This is a genomic window from Streptomyces ferrugineus (assembly GCF_015160855.1).
GTDB lineage: Bacteria > Actinomycetota > Actinomycetes > Streptomycetales > Streptomycetaceae > Streptomyces > Streptomyces ferrugineus.
On sequence record NZ_CP063373.1, the window covers coordinates 6,145,949 to 6,160,985 of the forward strand.

At 71.2% G+C, this 15,037-nt stretch carries 14 protein-coding genes; 8 read left to right on the forward strand and 6 right to left on the reverse strand.

Annotated features, from left to right (window positions below; translation table 11 throughout):
- The first annotated feature begins 42 nt into the window (after positions 1-42).
- From IM697_RS27710 to IM697_RS27720, 3 genes are read left to right on the forward strand one after another with little or no spacing between them, the layout of a single operon-like run.
- On the forward strand, positions 43-1,203 hold the full coding sequence (locus tag IM697_RS27710; protein WP_194038826.1) for a Gfo/Idh/MocA family protein: 1,161 nt from the start codon (positions 43-45) through the stop codon (positions 1,201-1,203).
- Complete coding sequence (locus tag IM697_RS27715) at positions 1,200-2,192, forward strand: Gfo/Idh/MocA family oxidoreductase (RefSeq protein ID WP_194038827.1); 993 nt, start codon at positions 1,200-1,202, stop codon at positions 2,190-2,192. The genes IM697_RS27710 and IM697_RS27715 overlap by 4 nt, the downstream gene beginning before the upstream one ends.
- 17 nt (positions 2,193-2,209) lie before the next feature.
- Positions 2,210-3,253: a Gfo/Idh/MocA family protein gene (locus tag IM697_RS27720; protein ID WP_228044196.1), complete on the forward strand. Its 1,044-nt coding sequence runs from the start codon at positions 2,210-2,212 to the stop codon at positions 3,251-3,253.
- Between the two features lie 236 nt (positions 3,254-3,489).
- On the opposite strand, the gene IM697_RS27725 is transcribed toward IM697_RS27720, so the two are convergent.
- Positions 3,490-4,524: a LacI family DNA-binding transcriptional regulator gene (locus IM697_RS27725; RefSeq protein ID WP_194038828.1), complete on the reverse strand. Its 1,035-nt coding sequence runs from the start codon at positions 4,522-4,524 to the stop codon at positions 3,490-3,492.
- Positions 4,525-4,630: 106 nt separating this feature from the next.
- Between IM697_RS27725 and IM697_RS27730 the strand changes: the two genes are divergently transcribed.
- Genes IM697_RS27730 through IM697_RS27745 form a run of 4 tightly spaced genes read left to right on the forward strand, consistent with a single transcriptional unit; the run spans position 4,631 to position 8,670 of the window.
- Positions 4,631-5,797: a phytanoyl-CoA dioxygenase family protein gene (locus tag IM697_RS27730; RefSeq protein WP_194038829.1), complete on the forward strand. Its 1,167-nt coding sequence runs from the start codon at positions 4,631-4,633 to the stop codon at positions 5,795-5,797.
- Positions 5,798-5,823: 26 nt separating this feature from the next.
- A complete protein-coding gene (locus IM697_RS27735; protein WP_194038830.1) occupies positions 5,824-6,600 on the forward strand; it encodes an SDR family oxidoreductase in 777 nt (258 codons plus the stop codon).
- A gap of 46 nt (positions 6,601-6,646) precedes the next feature.
- Complete coding sequence (locus IM697_RS27740; protein WP_194038831.1) at positions 6,647-7,651, forward strand: Gfo/Idh/MocA family protein; 1,005 nt, start codon at positions 6,647-6,649, stop codon at positions 7,649-7,651.
- Positions 7,648-8,670, forward strand: coding sequence for a Gfo/Idh/MocA family protein (locus IM697_RS27745; protein ID WP_194038832.1), 1,023 nt, complete (start codon positions 7,648-7,650; stop codon positions 8,668-8,670). The genes IM697_RS27740 and IM697_RS27745 overlap by 4 nt, the downstream gene beginning before the upstream one ends.
- A 109-nt stretch (positions 8,671-8,779) precedes the next feature.
- On the opposite strand, the gene IM697_RS27750 is transcribed toward IM697_RS27745, so the two are convergent.
- Genes IM697_RS27750 through IM697_RS27770 form a run of 5 tightly spaced genes read right to left on the reverse strand, consistent with a single transcriptional unit; the run spans position 8,780 to position 13,744 of the window.
- On the reverse strand, positions 8,780-9,805 hold the full coding sequence (locus IM697_RS27750; protein WP_194038833.1) for a Gfo/Idh/MocA family protein: 1,026 nt from the start codon (positions 9,803-9,805) through the stop codon (positions 8,780-8,782).
- A gap of 25 nt (positions 9,806-9,830) precedes the next feature.
- Complete coding sequence (locus IM697_RS27755; RefSeq protein WP_194038834.1) at positions 9,831-10,733, reverse strand: sugar phosphate isomerase/epimerase family protein; 903 nt, start codon at positions 10,731-10,733, stop codon at positions 9,831-9,833.
- Between the two features lies 1 nt (position 10,734).
- Positions 10,735-11,643 (reverse strand): ATP-binding cassette domain-containing protein, encoded by a 909-nt coding sequence (locus IM697_RS27760; protein WP_194038835.1) that lies wholly within the window; start codon positions 11,641-11,643, stop codon positions 10,735-10,737.
- Between the two features lie 5 nt (positions 11,644-11,648).
- The gene (locus IM697_RS27765; RefSeq protein ID WP_194038836.1) at positions 11,649-12,722 is read right to left on the reverse strand and encodes an ABC transporter permease; all 1,074 of its coding nucleotides are present in this window, start codon (positions 12,720-12,722) and stop codon (positions 11,649-11,651) included.
- 5 nt (positions 12,723-12,727) lie between these two features.
- Complete coding sequence (locus IM697_RS27770; RefSeq protein WP_194038837.1) at positions 12,728-13,744, reverse strand: sugar ABC transporter substrate-binding protein; 1,017 nt, start codon at positions 13,742-13,744, stop codon at positions 12,728-12,730.
- Between the two features lie 301 nt (positions 13,745-14,045).
- Here IM697_RS27770 and iolC point away from each other — a divergent pair, with 301 nt between their 5' ends.
- Complete coding sequence (gene iolC, locus IM697_RS27775; RefSeq protein WP_194038838.1) at positions 14,046-15,005, forward strand: 5-dehydro-2-deoxygluconokinase; 960 nt, start codon at positions 14,046-14,048, stop codon at positions 15,003-15,005.
- The last annotated feature ends 32 nt before the right edge of the window (positions 15,006-15,037 follow it).

The window sequence follows — 15,037 nt, forward strand, 5'->3', positions numbered from 1 at the left end:
GTGAGCTGGACAGAAAATGGACCGGTCCAAAGAGGGGCTGCAATGGTGGACACGCTCGGCGTCGCCGTCGTCGGATTCGGCTGGATGGGGCGGGTGCACACCCAGGCGTACGCCCGTATTCCGCACCACTACCCGCAACTGCCCCTGCGCCCGCGGCTGGTGACCGTCGCCGAGGAGGTGCCCGGCCGGGCCGAGGAGGCCGCCGCGCAGTTCGGGTTCGCCTCGACGACCCGCGACTGGCGCGAGGTGGCCGCCGACCCGCGGGTGCGGGCCGTCAGCATCACGGCCCCGAACTTCCTGCACCGCGAGATCGGTGTCGCGATGGCGGAGGCCGGCAAGCACATCTGGATCGAGAAGCCGGTGGGCCTGACCACCGAGGACGCCCGCGCGGTCGCGGACGCGGCGGCCAAGGCCGGTGTGCAGAGCGCGGTCGGCTTCAACTACCGCAACGCGCCCGCCGTGGAGACCGCCCGCGAGCTGATCGCGTCCGGCGAGATCGGCACCGTCACACATGTCCGCGTCCGGCTCTTCAGCGACTACGCGGCGCACCCTCAGTCCGCTCTGACCTGGCGCTACGAGCGGGAGCGCGGGGGCAGCGGAGTGCTCGGCGACCTCGCTTCGCACGGCGCCGACCTGGCCCGCTTCCTGCTGGGCGACATCGCCTCGCTGACCGCCGACACCGCGATCTTCGTCCCCGAGCGGGCCCGCCCGACCGGCGCCACCGCCGGGCACACCCTCGCCACCGGGGAACTGGGCCCGGTCGAGAACGAGGACTACGTCAACTGCCTGCTGCGCTTCGCCTCCGGCGCCCGCGGTGTGCTGGAGGCCTGCCGGGTCTCGGTCGGCGAGCAGAACAACTACGGCTTCGAGGTGCACGGCACCAAGGGCGCGGTGTTCTGGGACTTCCGCCGCATGGGCGAGCTCGGCGTCAGCCAGGGCACCAGCTACCAGGACCAGCCGGTCAGCACGCTGTACGTCGGCCCGGCGCACGGCGAGTACGGCGCGTTCCAGCCGGGCGCCGCGACGAGCATGGGCTACGACGACCTGAAGGTGATCGAGGCGCAGCGCTTCCTGCGCTCGGTCGCCGAGGGCACCCCGCACGGGGCCACCCTCGCGGACGCCGTGCACAGCGCCACCGTCCTGGACGCCATGTCCCGGTCCGCCGAGAGCGGCTCCTGGGTGGACGTGGAGGTGCCGGCATGACGGTCCGGGTGGGCGTGATCGGTGCGGGGGTGATGGGCGCCGACCATGTGCGGCTGCTGCACGGCTGTGTCCCGGACGCCGAGGTCGTCGCGGTGGCGGACGTCGACGGGGCGCGGGCCAGGGCCCTCGCGGACACCGTGCCGGGCGCGCGGTCCGGCACCGACGCGCGGGCGCTGATCGCCGATCCCGGCGTGGACGCGGTGGTCATCGCCTCGCACGACTCCACCCACGCCGAGCTGACCGTCGCCGCCGTGCGCGCCGGGAAGCCGGTGCTGTGCGAGAAGCCGCTGGCGCCGACCGTCGCGGAGTGCGTCGAGGTGGTGCGGGAGGACGACAAGGCGGGCGGCGGGCTGGTCTCGGTCGGGTTCATGCGCCGGTTCGACCCGGCGTACGTCGCGCTGAAGGCGGTGCTCGGCGAGGGCGGGAGCGGCAGGCCCCGGGTGGTGCACTGCGTGAGCCGGGGTGTGACCTCGGCGTCGGGCGCGGTCAGCGAGTTCAGCGTCACCGGGTCGGCGATCCACGAGTTCGACACCGTGCCGTGGCTGCTGGACTCGCCGGTCACGGCGGTCTCCTGGCACGCTCCCGAGGGTGAGTCGGCGCCCGGCCTGCGCGACCCGCAGATCATGCTGCTGCACACGGCGGACGGCACGCTCACCACCGTCGAGACCTTCCTCAACGCCGGCTACGGCTACGACATCCGCTGCGAGGTCGTCTGCGAGCGCGGCGCGCTGCAACTGGCCGACCCCGCCCTGGTCGTGAGCCACCTGGACCGGGCCCGCTCCACCGGCTACCCGGCGGACTGGCGGCCCCGTTTCGCCGACGCCTACCGGCTGGAGCTCAAGGCGTGGATCGACGCCCTCGTCGCCGGACGGCCCTCCCCGCTGGCCTCCGCCCGCGCGGGCCTGACCGCCTCCGGGGTCGCCGATGCCGTGATCGCCTCCATGCGCGACGGCGGCCGGACCGTGCCCGTCTCCGTCCCCGCCCTGTGACCCCCGGGAGCCACGTCGTGTCCGCACTCCCCTCTCCGCGCACCCCCGACCCGATGTCCGCACCGGCCCTCGACTGGGGTGTGCTCGGCACCGGTTGGATCGCCGAGCGGTTCATCGGCTCGGTCCGACGCCACACCCGTCAGCGCTTCACCGCCGTCGCCTCGCGCGACGCGGCCCGCGCCGAAGAGTTCGCCGTACGGCACGGCGTCACGCGCGCGTACGGCTCGTACGCTGAACTGGTGGCCGACGACGAGGTCGACGTCGTGTACGTCGCCACCGAGCACACCGCCCATCTCGCCGGTGCGCGACTGGCGTTGGAGGCCGGCAAGCACGTCCTGGTCGAGAAGCCGCTCGGCCTGAACGCGGGGCAGGCCGCCGAGATCGCCGAACTCGCCGCCGAGCGCGGGCTGTTCTGCGCGGAAGCGCTGTGGACGTTCTTCCTGCCGCGCTTCGACGTCGTACGTCAGGTGCTCGGCTCCGGGCTGCTCGGCGAGGTCCGCTCCGTGCTGGCCGACCTGGGCGAGTACTTCGACCCGGCCGGCGGTCACCGCATCCTGCGCGCCGACCTCGCGGGCGGTCCGCTGCTCGACCTCGGCACGTATCCGGTGTCCCTGGCGACGTGGGTGCTGGGCACGCCGGACACCGTCCAGGCGTCCGGCGTGGCGCATCCGGCCGGGGTGAACGGGCAGGTCGGGGCGGTGCTGAGCACCGCTCGCGGTGACCAGGCGGTCGTCCACACCACCCTCTTCAGCGACACGCCGACCACCGCCGTCATCGCGGGCACGAAGGGCACGCTCACCCTGCCGGGGCCCTTCTACCAGCCGGGCGACGTGGTGTTCACCCCGGCCGGGGGCGGCACCCCACTGACGTACACCGAACCTCATATCGGGCACGACGGGCTGCACTTCGAGGCCGCCGAGGTCGCCCGGCGCGTCGGGGACGGCCATCTCGAGACGCCGCTGCGCCCGCTCGCCGACTCGGTCGCCACGCTGCGGGTGCTGGACGGGATCCGGCGGCGATGCGGCATCGTGTTTCCCGGCGAGCCGGCACCCGCCGCCTGAGCGCTCCGCTGGGGGTGCCGGGACATGCCGTCGACCGGCTGCGGCGCCATCGTGGCTGGTCGCGCCCGCACGGCGAAGCCGCACAACGCCACAACCCCGCGCCCCCTCAGCGCTTCACCGCACCACACCGGATCCACCCAACCCACCCAGCGCCCCGCCGACAGCACCACCCCAGTGCCGCAGATCGCTACAGCCCCGCGCCCTTTCGGGTGCTCGTCCCCTGGGGCGGTTCGGTCTCAGCCGAGCGTCGGCTGGGACGGCATGTTGTAGGGCGTCACCACCTGGATCGGCGACGGCGTCGTCGGCCCGGCGGGCGGCAGTGCGCCGTGGGCCCGCATCACGGTGTGGCAGGCCTCGCGCATGTCCTGGCGCAGATCGTGGTGGAGCACGGCGGACAGGCGGTGCTCGCGCAGCAGGCGGGTGTTGTCGTGGTCGAGGTCGTGTGCGATGAGCACGGCGCATTCGCGGCCCGCGTCCTCGAAGGCCCGCAGCGTGGCGATGTTGCCGCCGCCGATCGAGTAGACGGCGCGGATGTCCGGGTCGCGTTCCAGCGCGGCCCGGACGAGGTCGTACTGGGTGGCGTCCAGGCCCTGTCCCTCGGCGATCTCGACGAGTGTGCGGTCGGGGTGGCGGGTCCGCATGACGCTGCGGAAGCCCATCTCGCGCTCCTCCTCGTTGCGGAAGAAGCCGCTGCTGAGGCTGGTCAGCACATGGGCGGGGCGGTCGCCGAGCCACTGGCCCATGAGGTAGGCCGCGGTCGCGCCCGCCGCCCGGTTGTCTATGCCGACGTAGGCGAGGCGCGCCGTGGCGGGCAGGTCCGTCACCAGGGTCACCACCGGGATGCCGGCCTCCGCGAGCCGGGCGACGGCGGCGGTGACCTCGGGGACGTCCGGGGCCTTGAGGATCACGCCCTGCGAGCCGCGCCGGGCGATGCGGTCCAGCGTCCCGGTCAGCTCCCGCACCGGCCCGGTCTCCCGGAAGTGGAAGCGTGAGCGCACGACCGCCGGGTGCAGGGACGGCAGCTCGGCCTCCAGGGCGGCGCGTACGGCGGTGGTGAACCGCTCGGGCGCCTGCACCACCATGTCGATCATGAAGGTACGGCCCTGCAGCCGGACCTGGGTGCGCTGCCGGTCCAGGTCGGCTATCGCCTGCTGGACCTCCCGCGCGGTGCTCTCGCGCACTCCTCCCCGGCCGTTCAGGACACGGTCGACGGTGGCCTCGCTCAGGCCCGCCTGACGTGCGATCTCCCGGATCGGGAAGGGGTGGCCCATGCGTCGGCTCCTGAGGGGTTTTTGATGGGCGGCTGCTGGTTGTTCGACGGGATTGTCATGACAAGAATGGCACCGCTGAGTCGCCCCTGTCACCGAGAGGACGCCGATGTCCTTCACCTCCGTACACCGCCGGGCCTGGCTGTCCGAGCGCGACTGCGACCTCGCGGAATTCCGTGCGCTCGTGGAGCGGACGACCGGCCTCGCCGACTACCCGTACGCCTCCGCCGTGGAGCGGGGCGTCCTGGTCTACGACAGCGACCGGCTCCGCAGGGCGGACGACCACCGTGGGGTACAGGCGGAACTGGTCCGTGCCCTCACCGACGGACCGGGCATCGTGGTCTTCCAGGGCGCCTTCCCGGACCCGGAGGTCGTCGACCGGCTCAGTGCCGTGTTCGACGCCCTGATCGCCGAACAGCGGGCCTCGGGAGCGGCCGCCGGGGACCACTTCGCCAAGCCGGGCGCCAACGACCGGGTCTGGAACGCGTTGGAGAAGGCGGCCCGCCACGACCCGGATGCCTTCGCCGACTACTACGCCAACGACGTCCTGGCCCTGGTCTCGACCGCCTGGCTCGGCCCCGGCTACCAGGTGACCTCGCAGGTCAACGTGGTCAACCCGGGCGGCGCGGCGCAGTCCGCGCACCGCGACTACCATCTGGGCATCCTCTCCAACGAGGCCGCGGCCGCCTACCCGGCCCATGTGCACGCCCTCTCCCCCGTGCTCACCCTCCAGGGCGCCGTCGCGCACTGCGACATGCCGGTGGAGTCGGGGCCCACGCTGTACCTGCCGTACTCGCAGACCTACGAGCCCGGCTACCTCGCGTGGCGGCTGCCCGGGTTCCGTGAGTACTTCGAGGCGCACCACGTCCAGTTGCCGCTCGCCAAGGGTGACGCGGCCTTCTTCAACCCGGCACTGTTCCACGCGGCCGGCACCAACCGGTCGGCGGCCATCCGGCGCATGGCCAACCTCCTGCAGGTGTCCTCCGCGTTCGGGCGCGCCATGGAGACGGTGGACCGCAAGGCCGTCGCGAACGCCGTCTACCCCGTGCTCCTGAAGCGCCTGCGCGAGGGCGCGGACGAGACGTGGGCGGCGAACGTGATCGCCGCGAGCGCCGAGGGCTACCCCTTCCCCACCAACCTCGACAGCGATCCGCCGGTCGACGGGATGGCCCCGCCCTCGCAGGCGGACGTCGTACGGCGGGCGCTTCGCGAGACATGGACGCCCGAGTCGCTGCGCGACGAACTGCGGGCCGGCGCCGAGCGGCGCCAGAGCTGATCAGAGCTGAAAGGACCCGGAAACACATGGGACTTCTCGACGACAAGGTCGTCCTCGTCAACGGCGGCAGCCAGGGCGTGGGTGCCGCCATCGCGCGGGCCGCCGTCCGCGAGGGGGCGGTCGTGGCCGTCACCGGGCGGCGTCCGGAACCCGGTGAGGCGCTGGTGGCCGAGCTGGCCGCCGACGGGGGCAAAGCCATGTTCGTGCAGGCCGACCTGTCGGACGCCGAGCGGGCGAAGGCCTCCGTCGCGGAGGTCGTGGACGCGTACGGGCGGATCAACTGCCTGGTCAACTCGGCGGGGCTGACGTCCCGGGGCACGCTGCTCGACACCACGCCCGAGCTGTTCGACCAGCACATCGCGATCAACCTCAAGGCACCGTTCTTCGCGATGCAGGCCGCCGTCTCGGACATGGTCGCCCGCAAGGCACCCGGCACGATCGTCAACATCATCACGTCCTCGGCGCACGGCGGGCAGCCCTTCCTCGCGCCGTACGTCTCCGCCAAGGCCGGCCTCATCGGCCTGACCCGCAACGCCGCGCACGCCCACCGCTTCGACCGGGTCCGCATCAACGGCCTGAACATCGGCTGGACGGCGACCGAGGGCGAGGACGCCACGCAGAAGGCCTTCCACGGCGCCGGCGACGACTGGCTCCAGGAGGCGGCCGCGAAGCTGCCGATGGGCAAGCTGGGCCAGCCGGACGAGATCGCCGACTTCGTGGTCTTCCTGCTGTCGGACCGGTCCGGGGTGGTCACCGGGTCGGTGATCGACTGGGACCAGAACGTCCTCGGCGGACTCGACTGAGAACTCCCCGCAAGAAACCCGCACCGTCCCTAGGAGCAACATCCCCATGCGTATCGGAATCCTCGGCCTCGGCCGCATCGGCGCCTTCCACGCCGAGACCCTGTCCGCGCTCGACGCGGTCGACTCCCTCGTCGTCACCGACCCGTTCGCGGACGCCGCCAAGGCCGCCGCGGAGCGGTTCGGCGCCGAGGTCGTGGACTCGCCGGAGGACCTGCTCGCGGCCGGTGTGGACGGCATCGTCGTCGCCGCCGCGACCGACGCCCATCCGGCGCTGATCCTGGCCGGTGTCGAGGCCGGCATCCCCGTCTTCTGCGAGAAGCCCGTCGCCAGGACCATGAGCGAGGGCGTCGAGGTGCTGAAGGCCGTCCAGGGCAAGGACGTGCCGATCCAGATCGGCTACAACCGCCGCTTCGACACCGGTTTCGTCAACGCCCGCGCCGCGGTGCACAGCGGTGAGCTCGGCAAACTGCACACGGTCCGCTCGACCACCCTGGACCCGGCGCCGCCGCCCGCCGCGTACATCGCCGCCTCCGGTGGCATCTTCCGGGACTGCTCGGTGCACGACTTCGACATCATCCGCTGGGTGACCGGCCGCGAGGTGCGCGAGGTGTACGCCGTCGGCGGCAACAAGGGCGCCGACTACATCAAGGAGGCGGGCGACGCCGACACCACCGGGGCGATCCTCACCCTGGACGACGGCACCATCGCGGTGGTCTCCAACTCCCGCCACAACGCCCGGGGTTACGACGTCCGCATGGAGATCCACGGCTTCCAGGACTCCATCGCGGTCGGCCTGGAGGACAAGCTGCCGCTGCGCTCGGTCGAGCCCGGCGTGACCTTCCCGGCGGGCACCCCGCACGACTTCTTCATGGACCGCTTCACCGCGGCCTACCGCGCCGAACTCACCGCGTTCACCGAGGTCGTGGCCGGCTCCCGGCCCTCCCCGTGCACGATCGAGGACGCCCTGGAGGCCGGCTGGATCGCGGACGCGTGCACACTGTCGCTTCAGGAGCACCGTCCGGTGACGATCGAGGAGGTACGGCAGGCATGAACGACTCGGGCCCGCAGCCGCTGCGCATCGGAGTGCTGGGCGCGGCACGCATCACCGAGCTCTCCCTCGTCGGCCCGGCCCGCACGACCGGCCACCGCCTCGTGGCGGTGGCCGCGCGCGACCGGTCCCGCGCCGCGGCGTTCGCCGACGAGCACGACGTGGAGCGGGTGGTGGACTCCTACGCCGATCTGCTCGCCGACCCCGAGGTCGAGGTCGTCTACAACCCGCTCGCCAACGGTCTGCACGGGCCGTGGAACCTCGCCGCGCTCGCGGCCGGCAAGCACGTCCTGACGGAGAAGCCGTCGGCGAGCAACGCCGACGAGGCGGCCGAGGTGCTGCGGGCGAGCGCGAAGGCCGGGACGGTCTTCATGGAGGCGTTCCACTACCTCTTCCACCCGGTCACCCGGCGCCTGCACGAGATCCTGGCCAGCGGTGAACTGGGCGATCTCCAGCGGGTGGAGACACTCGTGGCCATCCCGGCACCCGGCGACTCCGACCCCCGCTGGTCGCTGCCGCTGGCGGGCGGCGCCGTGATGGACCTCGGCTGCTACGGCCTGCACGCGGTGCGGATGCTCGCGCCCTGGGCGGGCGGTGCGCCGCGCCTCGTCTCCGCGCGTGGCGGGGAGCGGGCGGGCGCACCGGGCGTCGACGAGTGGCTGGACGCCGAGCTGGCGTATCCCGGCGGGGCGACCGCCTCCGCGCGCTGCCACATGGCGTACGGCGAGCTGGAGATGAGCTGCCGGATCGTCGGCACCCGGGGCGAGGCGTTCGCGCCGAACTTCGTGCTGCCGCACCGGGACGACCGGGTCGTGGTGCGCACGGCGGACGGTGAGCGCACGGAGCGGCTCGGCACGCGCTCGTCGTACACCTACCAGCTGGAGGCGCTCGCCGCGCACATACGGCGGGACGCGCCGCTGCCGTTGGACGCGCAGGACGCGCTGGCGACGATGACGCTGATCGACGAGTCCTACCGCGCGGCGGGCTTCGAGCCGCGGCCGCGTATGTCGCTCGCGGGCTGAGGGAGCGTACGGCGGACACGGCTGAGGGCCGGGGACAGTGTTCCCCGGCCCTCAGCCGTGTCCGCCCCGCCGGCCCTCGGCCAGGTCGGGCCGGCGGGCCGGCGTGCCGTCAAGCCGCGTACAGCGCCGGCCGGTCGACCAGGTCCACCGGGACCCGGCCGCCCTCCTGAAGCGCCCGTACGCTCGCCTCGCACACCGCGGCCACGGCGTAGCCGTCCCAGGCGCTCGGGCCGATGACCTCGCCGCGCCGGGTGGCGTCCACCCAGGCCTGGACCTCGCGGTCGTAGGCGTCGGCGAACCGCTCGATGTAGTCCTGGGCGACGATGCCGCCCCAGCGGCCGGCGGCGTGGGTGATCATGGCGTGGCCGTCTCCGACGCGGGCGGTGCCGCGTTCGCAGACGACCTCGGCCTGGACCTGGTAGCCGAAGCCGCAGTTGACGTAGATCTCGACGTCGACGACGGCCCCGCCGTCGGTCTCGAACACGACGAACTGCGGGTCGCGGATGCCGTCCGGCGCGTTCCCCGACGGCGTGGGGGCGAGCACGGTGACGGCCGTGATCTCCTGGCCGAGCAGCCAGCGGGTCACGTCCATCTCGTGCGTCACCGAGTCGTTGATGAGCATCTCGGAGGTCCAGCCGGGCGGGCTGGCGACATTGCGGTGCCGGTTGTGCACCATCAGGGGACGGCCCAACTGGCCCGTCTCCAGCAGGGACTTGAGCTTCATGTACTCGGCGTCGTAGCGCCGCATGAAGCCCACCTGGACCCGGCGGTGCCCGAGCCCCTGCTCGGCCTCCAGCACGCGCAGCGCGGCGGCCGCGTCCGGGGTGAGCGGCTTCTCGCACAGCACCGGCAGGTCGTGCTCGAAGGCCGCGAGGAGCGCCGCCTCGTGGGCGGGGCCCGGCGAGGCGACGATCACCGCGTCGACGTCGGCCGCCGCCATCGCTGCGGCCGGGTCGGTGTGGACCGTGCAGCCGTCGACGCGGGCGGCGACGGCCTTCGCGCGATCCGCGTCGACGTCCACCACGGCGGTGACCCGCGCCCCGCTGATGACGTCCTCGATGCGGCGGACATGGTCCGCGCCCATCTTTCCGGTACCGATGACTGCGACTCCGAGCGTGTGCGGACGCTGGGTCATGGTGATCGGCCGTCCTTTCGGGTCGTCAGGCGCCGCAGGACCTCAGGAACTTGCGGGTACGGACCGCGATGGGCATGGGCTTGTCCGGCTCGCAGGGGTACATGTCCTGCTCGACGATGGCGAACAGGTCCACGTTCAGCTTCTGCGCCGCCTGCAGGACCGGCCCCAGTTCCGGTACGCCGGCCGGGGGTTCGCACATCACGCCGCGCTGGACCGCGGGCCCGAACGGGATCTCGTCGCGCACCACGTCCGCGAGGATCTCCGGGTCCACCTGCTTGAGGTGCAGATAGCCGATGCGCTCGCCGTAGGTCTCGATCAGCTTGACGCTGTCGCCGCCGCAGTAGGCGTAGTGACCGGTGTCCAGGCAGAGGTTGACCAGGTCGGAGTCGGTCGAGTCGAGGAAGCGCTCGACGTGGGCCTCGGTGTCGATGTGGGTGTCGGCGTGCGGGTGCACCACGATGTCGAGGCCGAACCGCTCGCGCACCTCGTGCCCGAGCCGCTCCATGCCCTTGGTCAGGTGCGCCCACTGCTCGCCGGTGAGCTCCGGCGGCTCCAGGATCTCGGCGGTCTTGTCGTCCCGCCAGAAGGAGGGGATGACGACGAGGTGCTTCGCGCCCATGGCCTGGGTGAGCGCGGCGACCTCGCTGACGTGCTGCCAGGTGGACTCCCAGACGGCGGGGCCACGGTGCAGGCCGGTGAAGATCGTGCCCGCCGACACCTTGAGGTCGCGCTTGTCGATCTCGTCGGTCAGCCGCGCCGGGTCGGTTGGAAGGTAGCCGTACGGTCCCAGCTCGATCCAGTCGTAGCCGGCCTCGGCGACCTCGTCGAGGAAGCGTTCCCAGGGCACCTGCACGGGGTCGTCGGGGAACCAGACACCCCAGGAGTCGGGGGCCGAGCCGACCCGGATGCGGTCCAGTACAGGGGCCATGTCAGGACTTCCCTTCCGCGCTCGCCACGGGTGCGGTGAGGTCGGCCTCTTCGGGCAGTTCCTCGACGTCGACGCCGCGGACGGTGCTCAGTTCGTGCTTGAGTGCGGCGAGTTCGGCGCCGCCGGCCATGTGGTTGGTCAGCTCTTCCAGGCTGACCTCGGCACGGGAGGCGTTGAGCTCCATGGTGCCCAGGCGCAGGACGCTGAAGTGGTCGCCGACCATGTAGGCGTGGTGGGGGTTGTGGGTGATGAAGATGACGCCGAGGCCGCGGTCGCGGGCGGCGGCGATGTACTTCAGGACCACGCCGGACTGCTTGACGCCGAGGGCGGCGGTGGGCTCGTCCAGGATGAGGACGCGGGCGCCGAAGTAGACGGCGCGGGCGATGGCCACGCACTGGCGCTGGCCGCCGGAGAGGGTGCCGATGGGCTGTTCGAGGTCGTCGAGGACGATGCCCATCTCGCGCAGCTCGTGGTCGGCGGTCTTCTTCATCTGCTCGATGTCGAGGCGGCGCAGGGGCCAGGGGCCCTTGGTCATCTCGGAGCCGAGGAAGAAGTTGCGCCAGACCGGCATCAGCGGGACCACGGCGAGGTCCTGGTAGACCGTCGCGATGCCCTTGTCGAGGGCCTCGCGCGGGGTGGAGAAGCGCACCGGCCGGCCGTCGACGAGGAACTCGCCCTCGGTGTGCTGGTGCAGGCCGGAGATGATCTTGATGAGGGTGGACTTGCCCGCGCCGTTGTCGCCGAGGACGCAGGTGACCTGGTTGGGGAAGACCTTGAGGTCGACGCCGTGCAGGGCGCGGATGTTGCCGTAGGCCTTGCCCGCGGCCTTCAGCTCGACGACCGGGGCGTCCTTCTCCGGGGCCTTGTCCTCGAGGACGGCGCCGTGGGTGCCGGTTTCTTTGCTGGTCATTCGGGTCACCTCCGGGTCGCCGTGCGCTGGACCCACAGATTGATGATGACGGCGCCGAGGAGCATGACGCCGAGGAATGCCTTGAACCAGTCGGGGTTCCAGCCGGCGTAGACGATGCCCTGCTGGACCATGCCGAACATGAAGGCACCGAAGACCGGGCCGATCGCGGAGCCGGCACCGCCGGTGAGCAGACAGCCGCCGATCACGGCCGCGGCGATGTAGATCAGCTCCTGGCCCACGCCCTCACCGGACTGGACGGTGTTGAAGGAGAACAGGTTGTGCATGCCGACGAACCAGGCACCGAACCCGACCAGCATGAACAGCGAGATCTTGGTGAACGTCACCGGGACACCGACCGCGCGGGCGCTGCCCTTGTTGCCGCCGACCGCGAAGATCCAGTTGCCGTACTTGGTGCGCAGCAGCACCCAGGTGGCCAGGGCGGCGAAGACCAGCCACCACACGACCGTGATCTTGACGTTGACGCCGCCGATCTCGAACGAGGAGGCGAAGAGCGCCTTGGCCTGGTCGAAGCCGTCCATGTCGCTGATGTTGTCGGTGGCGACGTTGCCGGTGACCAGCTTGGTCACCGCCAGGTTCACGCCCTGGAGGATCAGGAACGTGCCGAGAGTGACCAGGAAGCTCGGCAGTCCGGTCTTGACCAGCAGCCAGCCGTTGAACATTCCGATCGCGAGCGACACGACCAGCGCGGCGATCACACCGACCCAGACGTTCATCGTGAGCTGGTAGCTGAGCATGCTCGCGGTCAGGGCCGAGGTGATCACCGCGACACCGGCCGACAGGTCGAACTCGCCGCCGATCATCAGCAGCGCGACCGGGAGGGCCATGATCCCGATGGTCGACGACTGGTAGAGGATGTTGGCCATCGAGCTGCCGTCACGCACGGGTGGTGCCGTGATGAGGAAGAAGACCAGCACCGCGACGGCGCCGAGGAAGACTCCCACCTCGGGACGGGCGAGCAGACGCAGCGCGAGAGGCCGCTGCTGTGTTCGCCCGTCGGTTTCCTTGCTGGGGCCGGGGGCCGGCGGTGTGGTCACCGCCGGCTCAGCCTGTTGGGTCATGTTCGTCACCGAGTGCCCTTCGCGGCGAACTTGTCGATCGTCTCGACATTCGTCTTGTCGACGAAGGCAGGTCCGGTCAGCACCGGTGCCTCGCCGCCGCCCATGTAGTTGCCGTTGTTCTTGTAAAGCCACAGGGAGTCGATCGCCAGGTAGCCCTGGAGGTAGGGCTGCTGGTCGACGGCGAACTCGATGTCGCCCTTGTCGATCGCTCCGGTCAGCTCCTTGTTCAGGTCGAAGGTCGCGACCTTCGCCTTGCTGCCCGCCTCGCCCACCGACTGCACGGCCGTCAGCGCGAACGGGGCGCCGAGGGCGACGACGTAGTCGATGTCGCTGTCCGTCTTGAGCTTGGCGGTGATCGTGGACTTCACGGACGGCATGTCCGTGCCGTTGACGTTCAGGTTCTCTATGGAGCCCTCGAACGTCTTCTTCACTCCGTCACAGCGCTGGGTGAGACCGATGTTGCCCTGCTCCTGGACGACACAGACGGCCTTCTTGGCGCCGGCCTCGTTCAGCCGCTTGCCGAGCGCCTCGCCGGCCACCGTCTCGTCCTGGCCGAAGAACTCCATCAGGCCGAGCTTCTGCCATTCGCTGACGCCGGAGTTGAGGCCGACGACAGGGATGTTCGCCGCCTTCGCCTTGCTGATGACGTCCTTGAGGGCGTCGGGCTTGGCGAGGGTGACCGCGATGCCGTCGACCTTCTTGTCGATCGCGCTCTGCACCAGAGTGGCCTGGTTGCCCGCGTTCGGGTCGGAGGAGTAGTCCAGTTTGATGTTGTCCTTCGCGGCGGCCGCTTCGGCGCCCTTGCGGACGATGTCCCAGAAGGTGTCACCGGGCGACTGGTGCGTCACCAGGGCGACCGTCATCCGGGGGGTGTTCGCCTTGCCCGCGGAGGCGCCTTCCGCGCTCTCCTCGGCCTCCTTGCCGCCGGAGCTGCTGGAGCAGCCGGCGAGGATCAACGTGGCAGCGGCGGCCACGGCGACCACGGAAGCCATTCGGCGGGAGCGGGGGTAATAGCGGTCCATCTTTCCAGCACCTCACTGTGCGACGGGGTGTGCGACGGGGGAAAGGGCGTGATCACTGGGATCAGTGGCCCGGACCAGTGGAAGATGTCCGGGTCGTGTGCCGTGGAACACGGCGGTTGCGCTGGGACGGGATCCAATCGCTGGATGCGCCCGCTGTCAATACTTTGTTAAGACATCATTTCACGCTCAGGTCCGAATGTAAGTACAAACTATTGACAGCATCGGCCTCCACGTCCTACACCTGGGAGGCGGCAGGCTCCTTGGGAGCCGCACCCCCTGTCCAGCTCTAGGAGCGTCACGCATGGCCGAGTCAGCCGAGTCCTTCGACTTGATCACGATGGGAAGAATAGGAGTCGACCTCTACCCCTTGCAGTCCGGCCTCCCTCTGACGCAGGTGGAGACGTTCGGCAAATTCCTCGGAGGCTCCGCCGCGAACGTCGCGGTCGCCGCCGCCCGGCTCGGCCGCACCACCGCCGTGATCACGCGAACCGGCGACGACCCCTTCGGCGCCTACCTGCACGAGGCCCTCAAGGGCTTCGGTGTCGACGACCGCTGGGTGACGCCCGTCGCCGCGTATCCGACGCCGGTGACGTTCTGCGAGATCTTCCCGCCGGACGACTTCCCGCTGTACTTCTACCGGCAGCCTAAGGCCCCTGACCTGGAGATTCACTCCGACGAACTGGACTACTGGGCGGTCCGCGCGGCCCGTGTCTTCTGGATCACCGGCACCGGCCTGAGCGAGGAGCCCAGCCGCTCCGCCACGCTCGCCGCCCTCAAGGCGCGCGCCAAGGCGGGCACCACGGTCTTCGACCTCGACTGGCGCCCCATGTTCTGGCGGGACCCGGAGGAGGCCCGCCCGTACTACGCCGAGGCCCTGCGGCACGCGACGGTGGCCGTCGGCAACCTCGACGAGTGCGAGGTCGCCACCGGGGTCCGCGAACCGCGCGCCTGCGCCGAGGCGCTGCTGGCGATGGGCGTGGAGCTGGCCGTCGTCAAGCAGGGACCCAAGGGCGTCCTGGCGGTGCACCGCGACGGCACCGAGGCCGAGGTGGAGCCGGTGCCGGTCGAGGTCGCCAACGGCCTCGGCGCGGGCGACGCCTTCGGCGGCTCGCTGGTCCACGGGCTGCTGTCCGGCTGGGAGCTGGAGAAGGTCATGCGGTACGCCAACGCAGCCGGCGCGCTCGTCGCCTCCCGTCTCGCCTGCTCCTCCGCGATGCCCACCGAGTCCGAGGTCGAGGGCCTCCTCGCCCAGGCGTCGTGACGGCCCACCGAGCCCTCCCCGAACGGAGCTTT

Coding starts and splice junctions, on each gene's coding strand:
- IM697_RS27715 (WP_194038827.1), top strand. CDS start 1,200: ATGACGGTCCGGGTGGGCGTGATCGGTGCGGGGGTGATGGGCGCCGAC.
- IM697_RS27760 (WP_194038835.1), bottom strand. CDS start 11,643: ATGACCAGCAAAGAAACCGGCACCCACGGCGCCGTCCTCGAGGACAAG.
- IM697_RS27770 (WP_194038837.1), bottom strand. CDS start 13,744: ATGGACCGCTATTACCCCCGCTCCCGCCGAATGGCTTCCGTGGTCGCC.
- IM697_RS27725 (WP_194038828.1), bottom strand. CDS start 4,524: ATGGGCCACCCCTTCCCGATCCGGGAGATCGCACGTCAGGCGGGCCTG.
- iolC (WP_194038838.1), top strand. CDS start 14,046: ATGGCCGAGTCAGCCGAGTCCTTCGACTTGATCACGATGGGAAGAATA.
- IM697_RS27765 (WP_194038836.1), bottom strand. CDS start 12,722: ATGACCCAACAGGCTGAGCCGGCGGTGACCACACCGCCGGCCCCCGGC.
- IM697_RS27750 (WP_194038833.1), bottom strand. CDS start 9,805: ATGACCCAGCGTCCGCACACGCTCGGAGTCGCAGTCATCGGTACCGGA.
- IM697_RS27745 (WP_194038832.1), top strand. CDS start 7,648: ATGAACGACTCGGGCCCGCAGCCGCTGCGCATCGGAGTGCTGGGCGCG.
- IM697_RS27730 (WP_194038829.1), top strand. CDS start 4,631: ATGTCCTTCACCTCCGTACACCGCCGGGCCTGGCTGTCCGAGCGCGAC.
- IM697_RS27740 (WP_194038831.1), top strand. CDS start 6,647: ATGCGTATCGGAATCCTCGGCCTCGGCCGCATCGGCGCCTTCCACGCC.
- IM697_RS27735 (WP_194038830.1), top strand. CDS start 5,824: ATGGGACTTCTCGACGACAAGGTCGTCCTCGTCAACGGCGGCAGCCAG.
- IM697_RS27755 (WP_194038834.1), bottom strand. CDS start 10,733: ATGGCCCCTGTACTGGACCGCATCCGGGTCGGCTCGGCCCCCGACTCC.
- IM697_RS27710 (WP_194038826.1), top strand. CDS start 43: ATGGTGGACACGCTCGGCGTCGCCGTCGTCGGATTCGGCTGGATGGGG.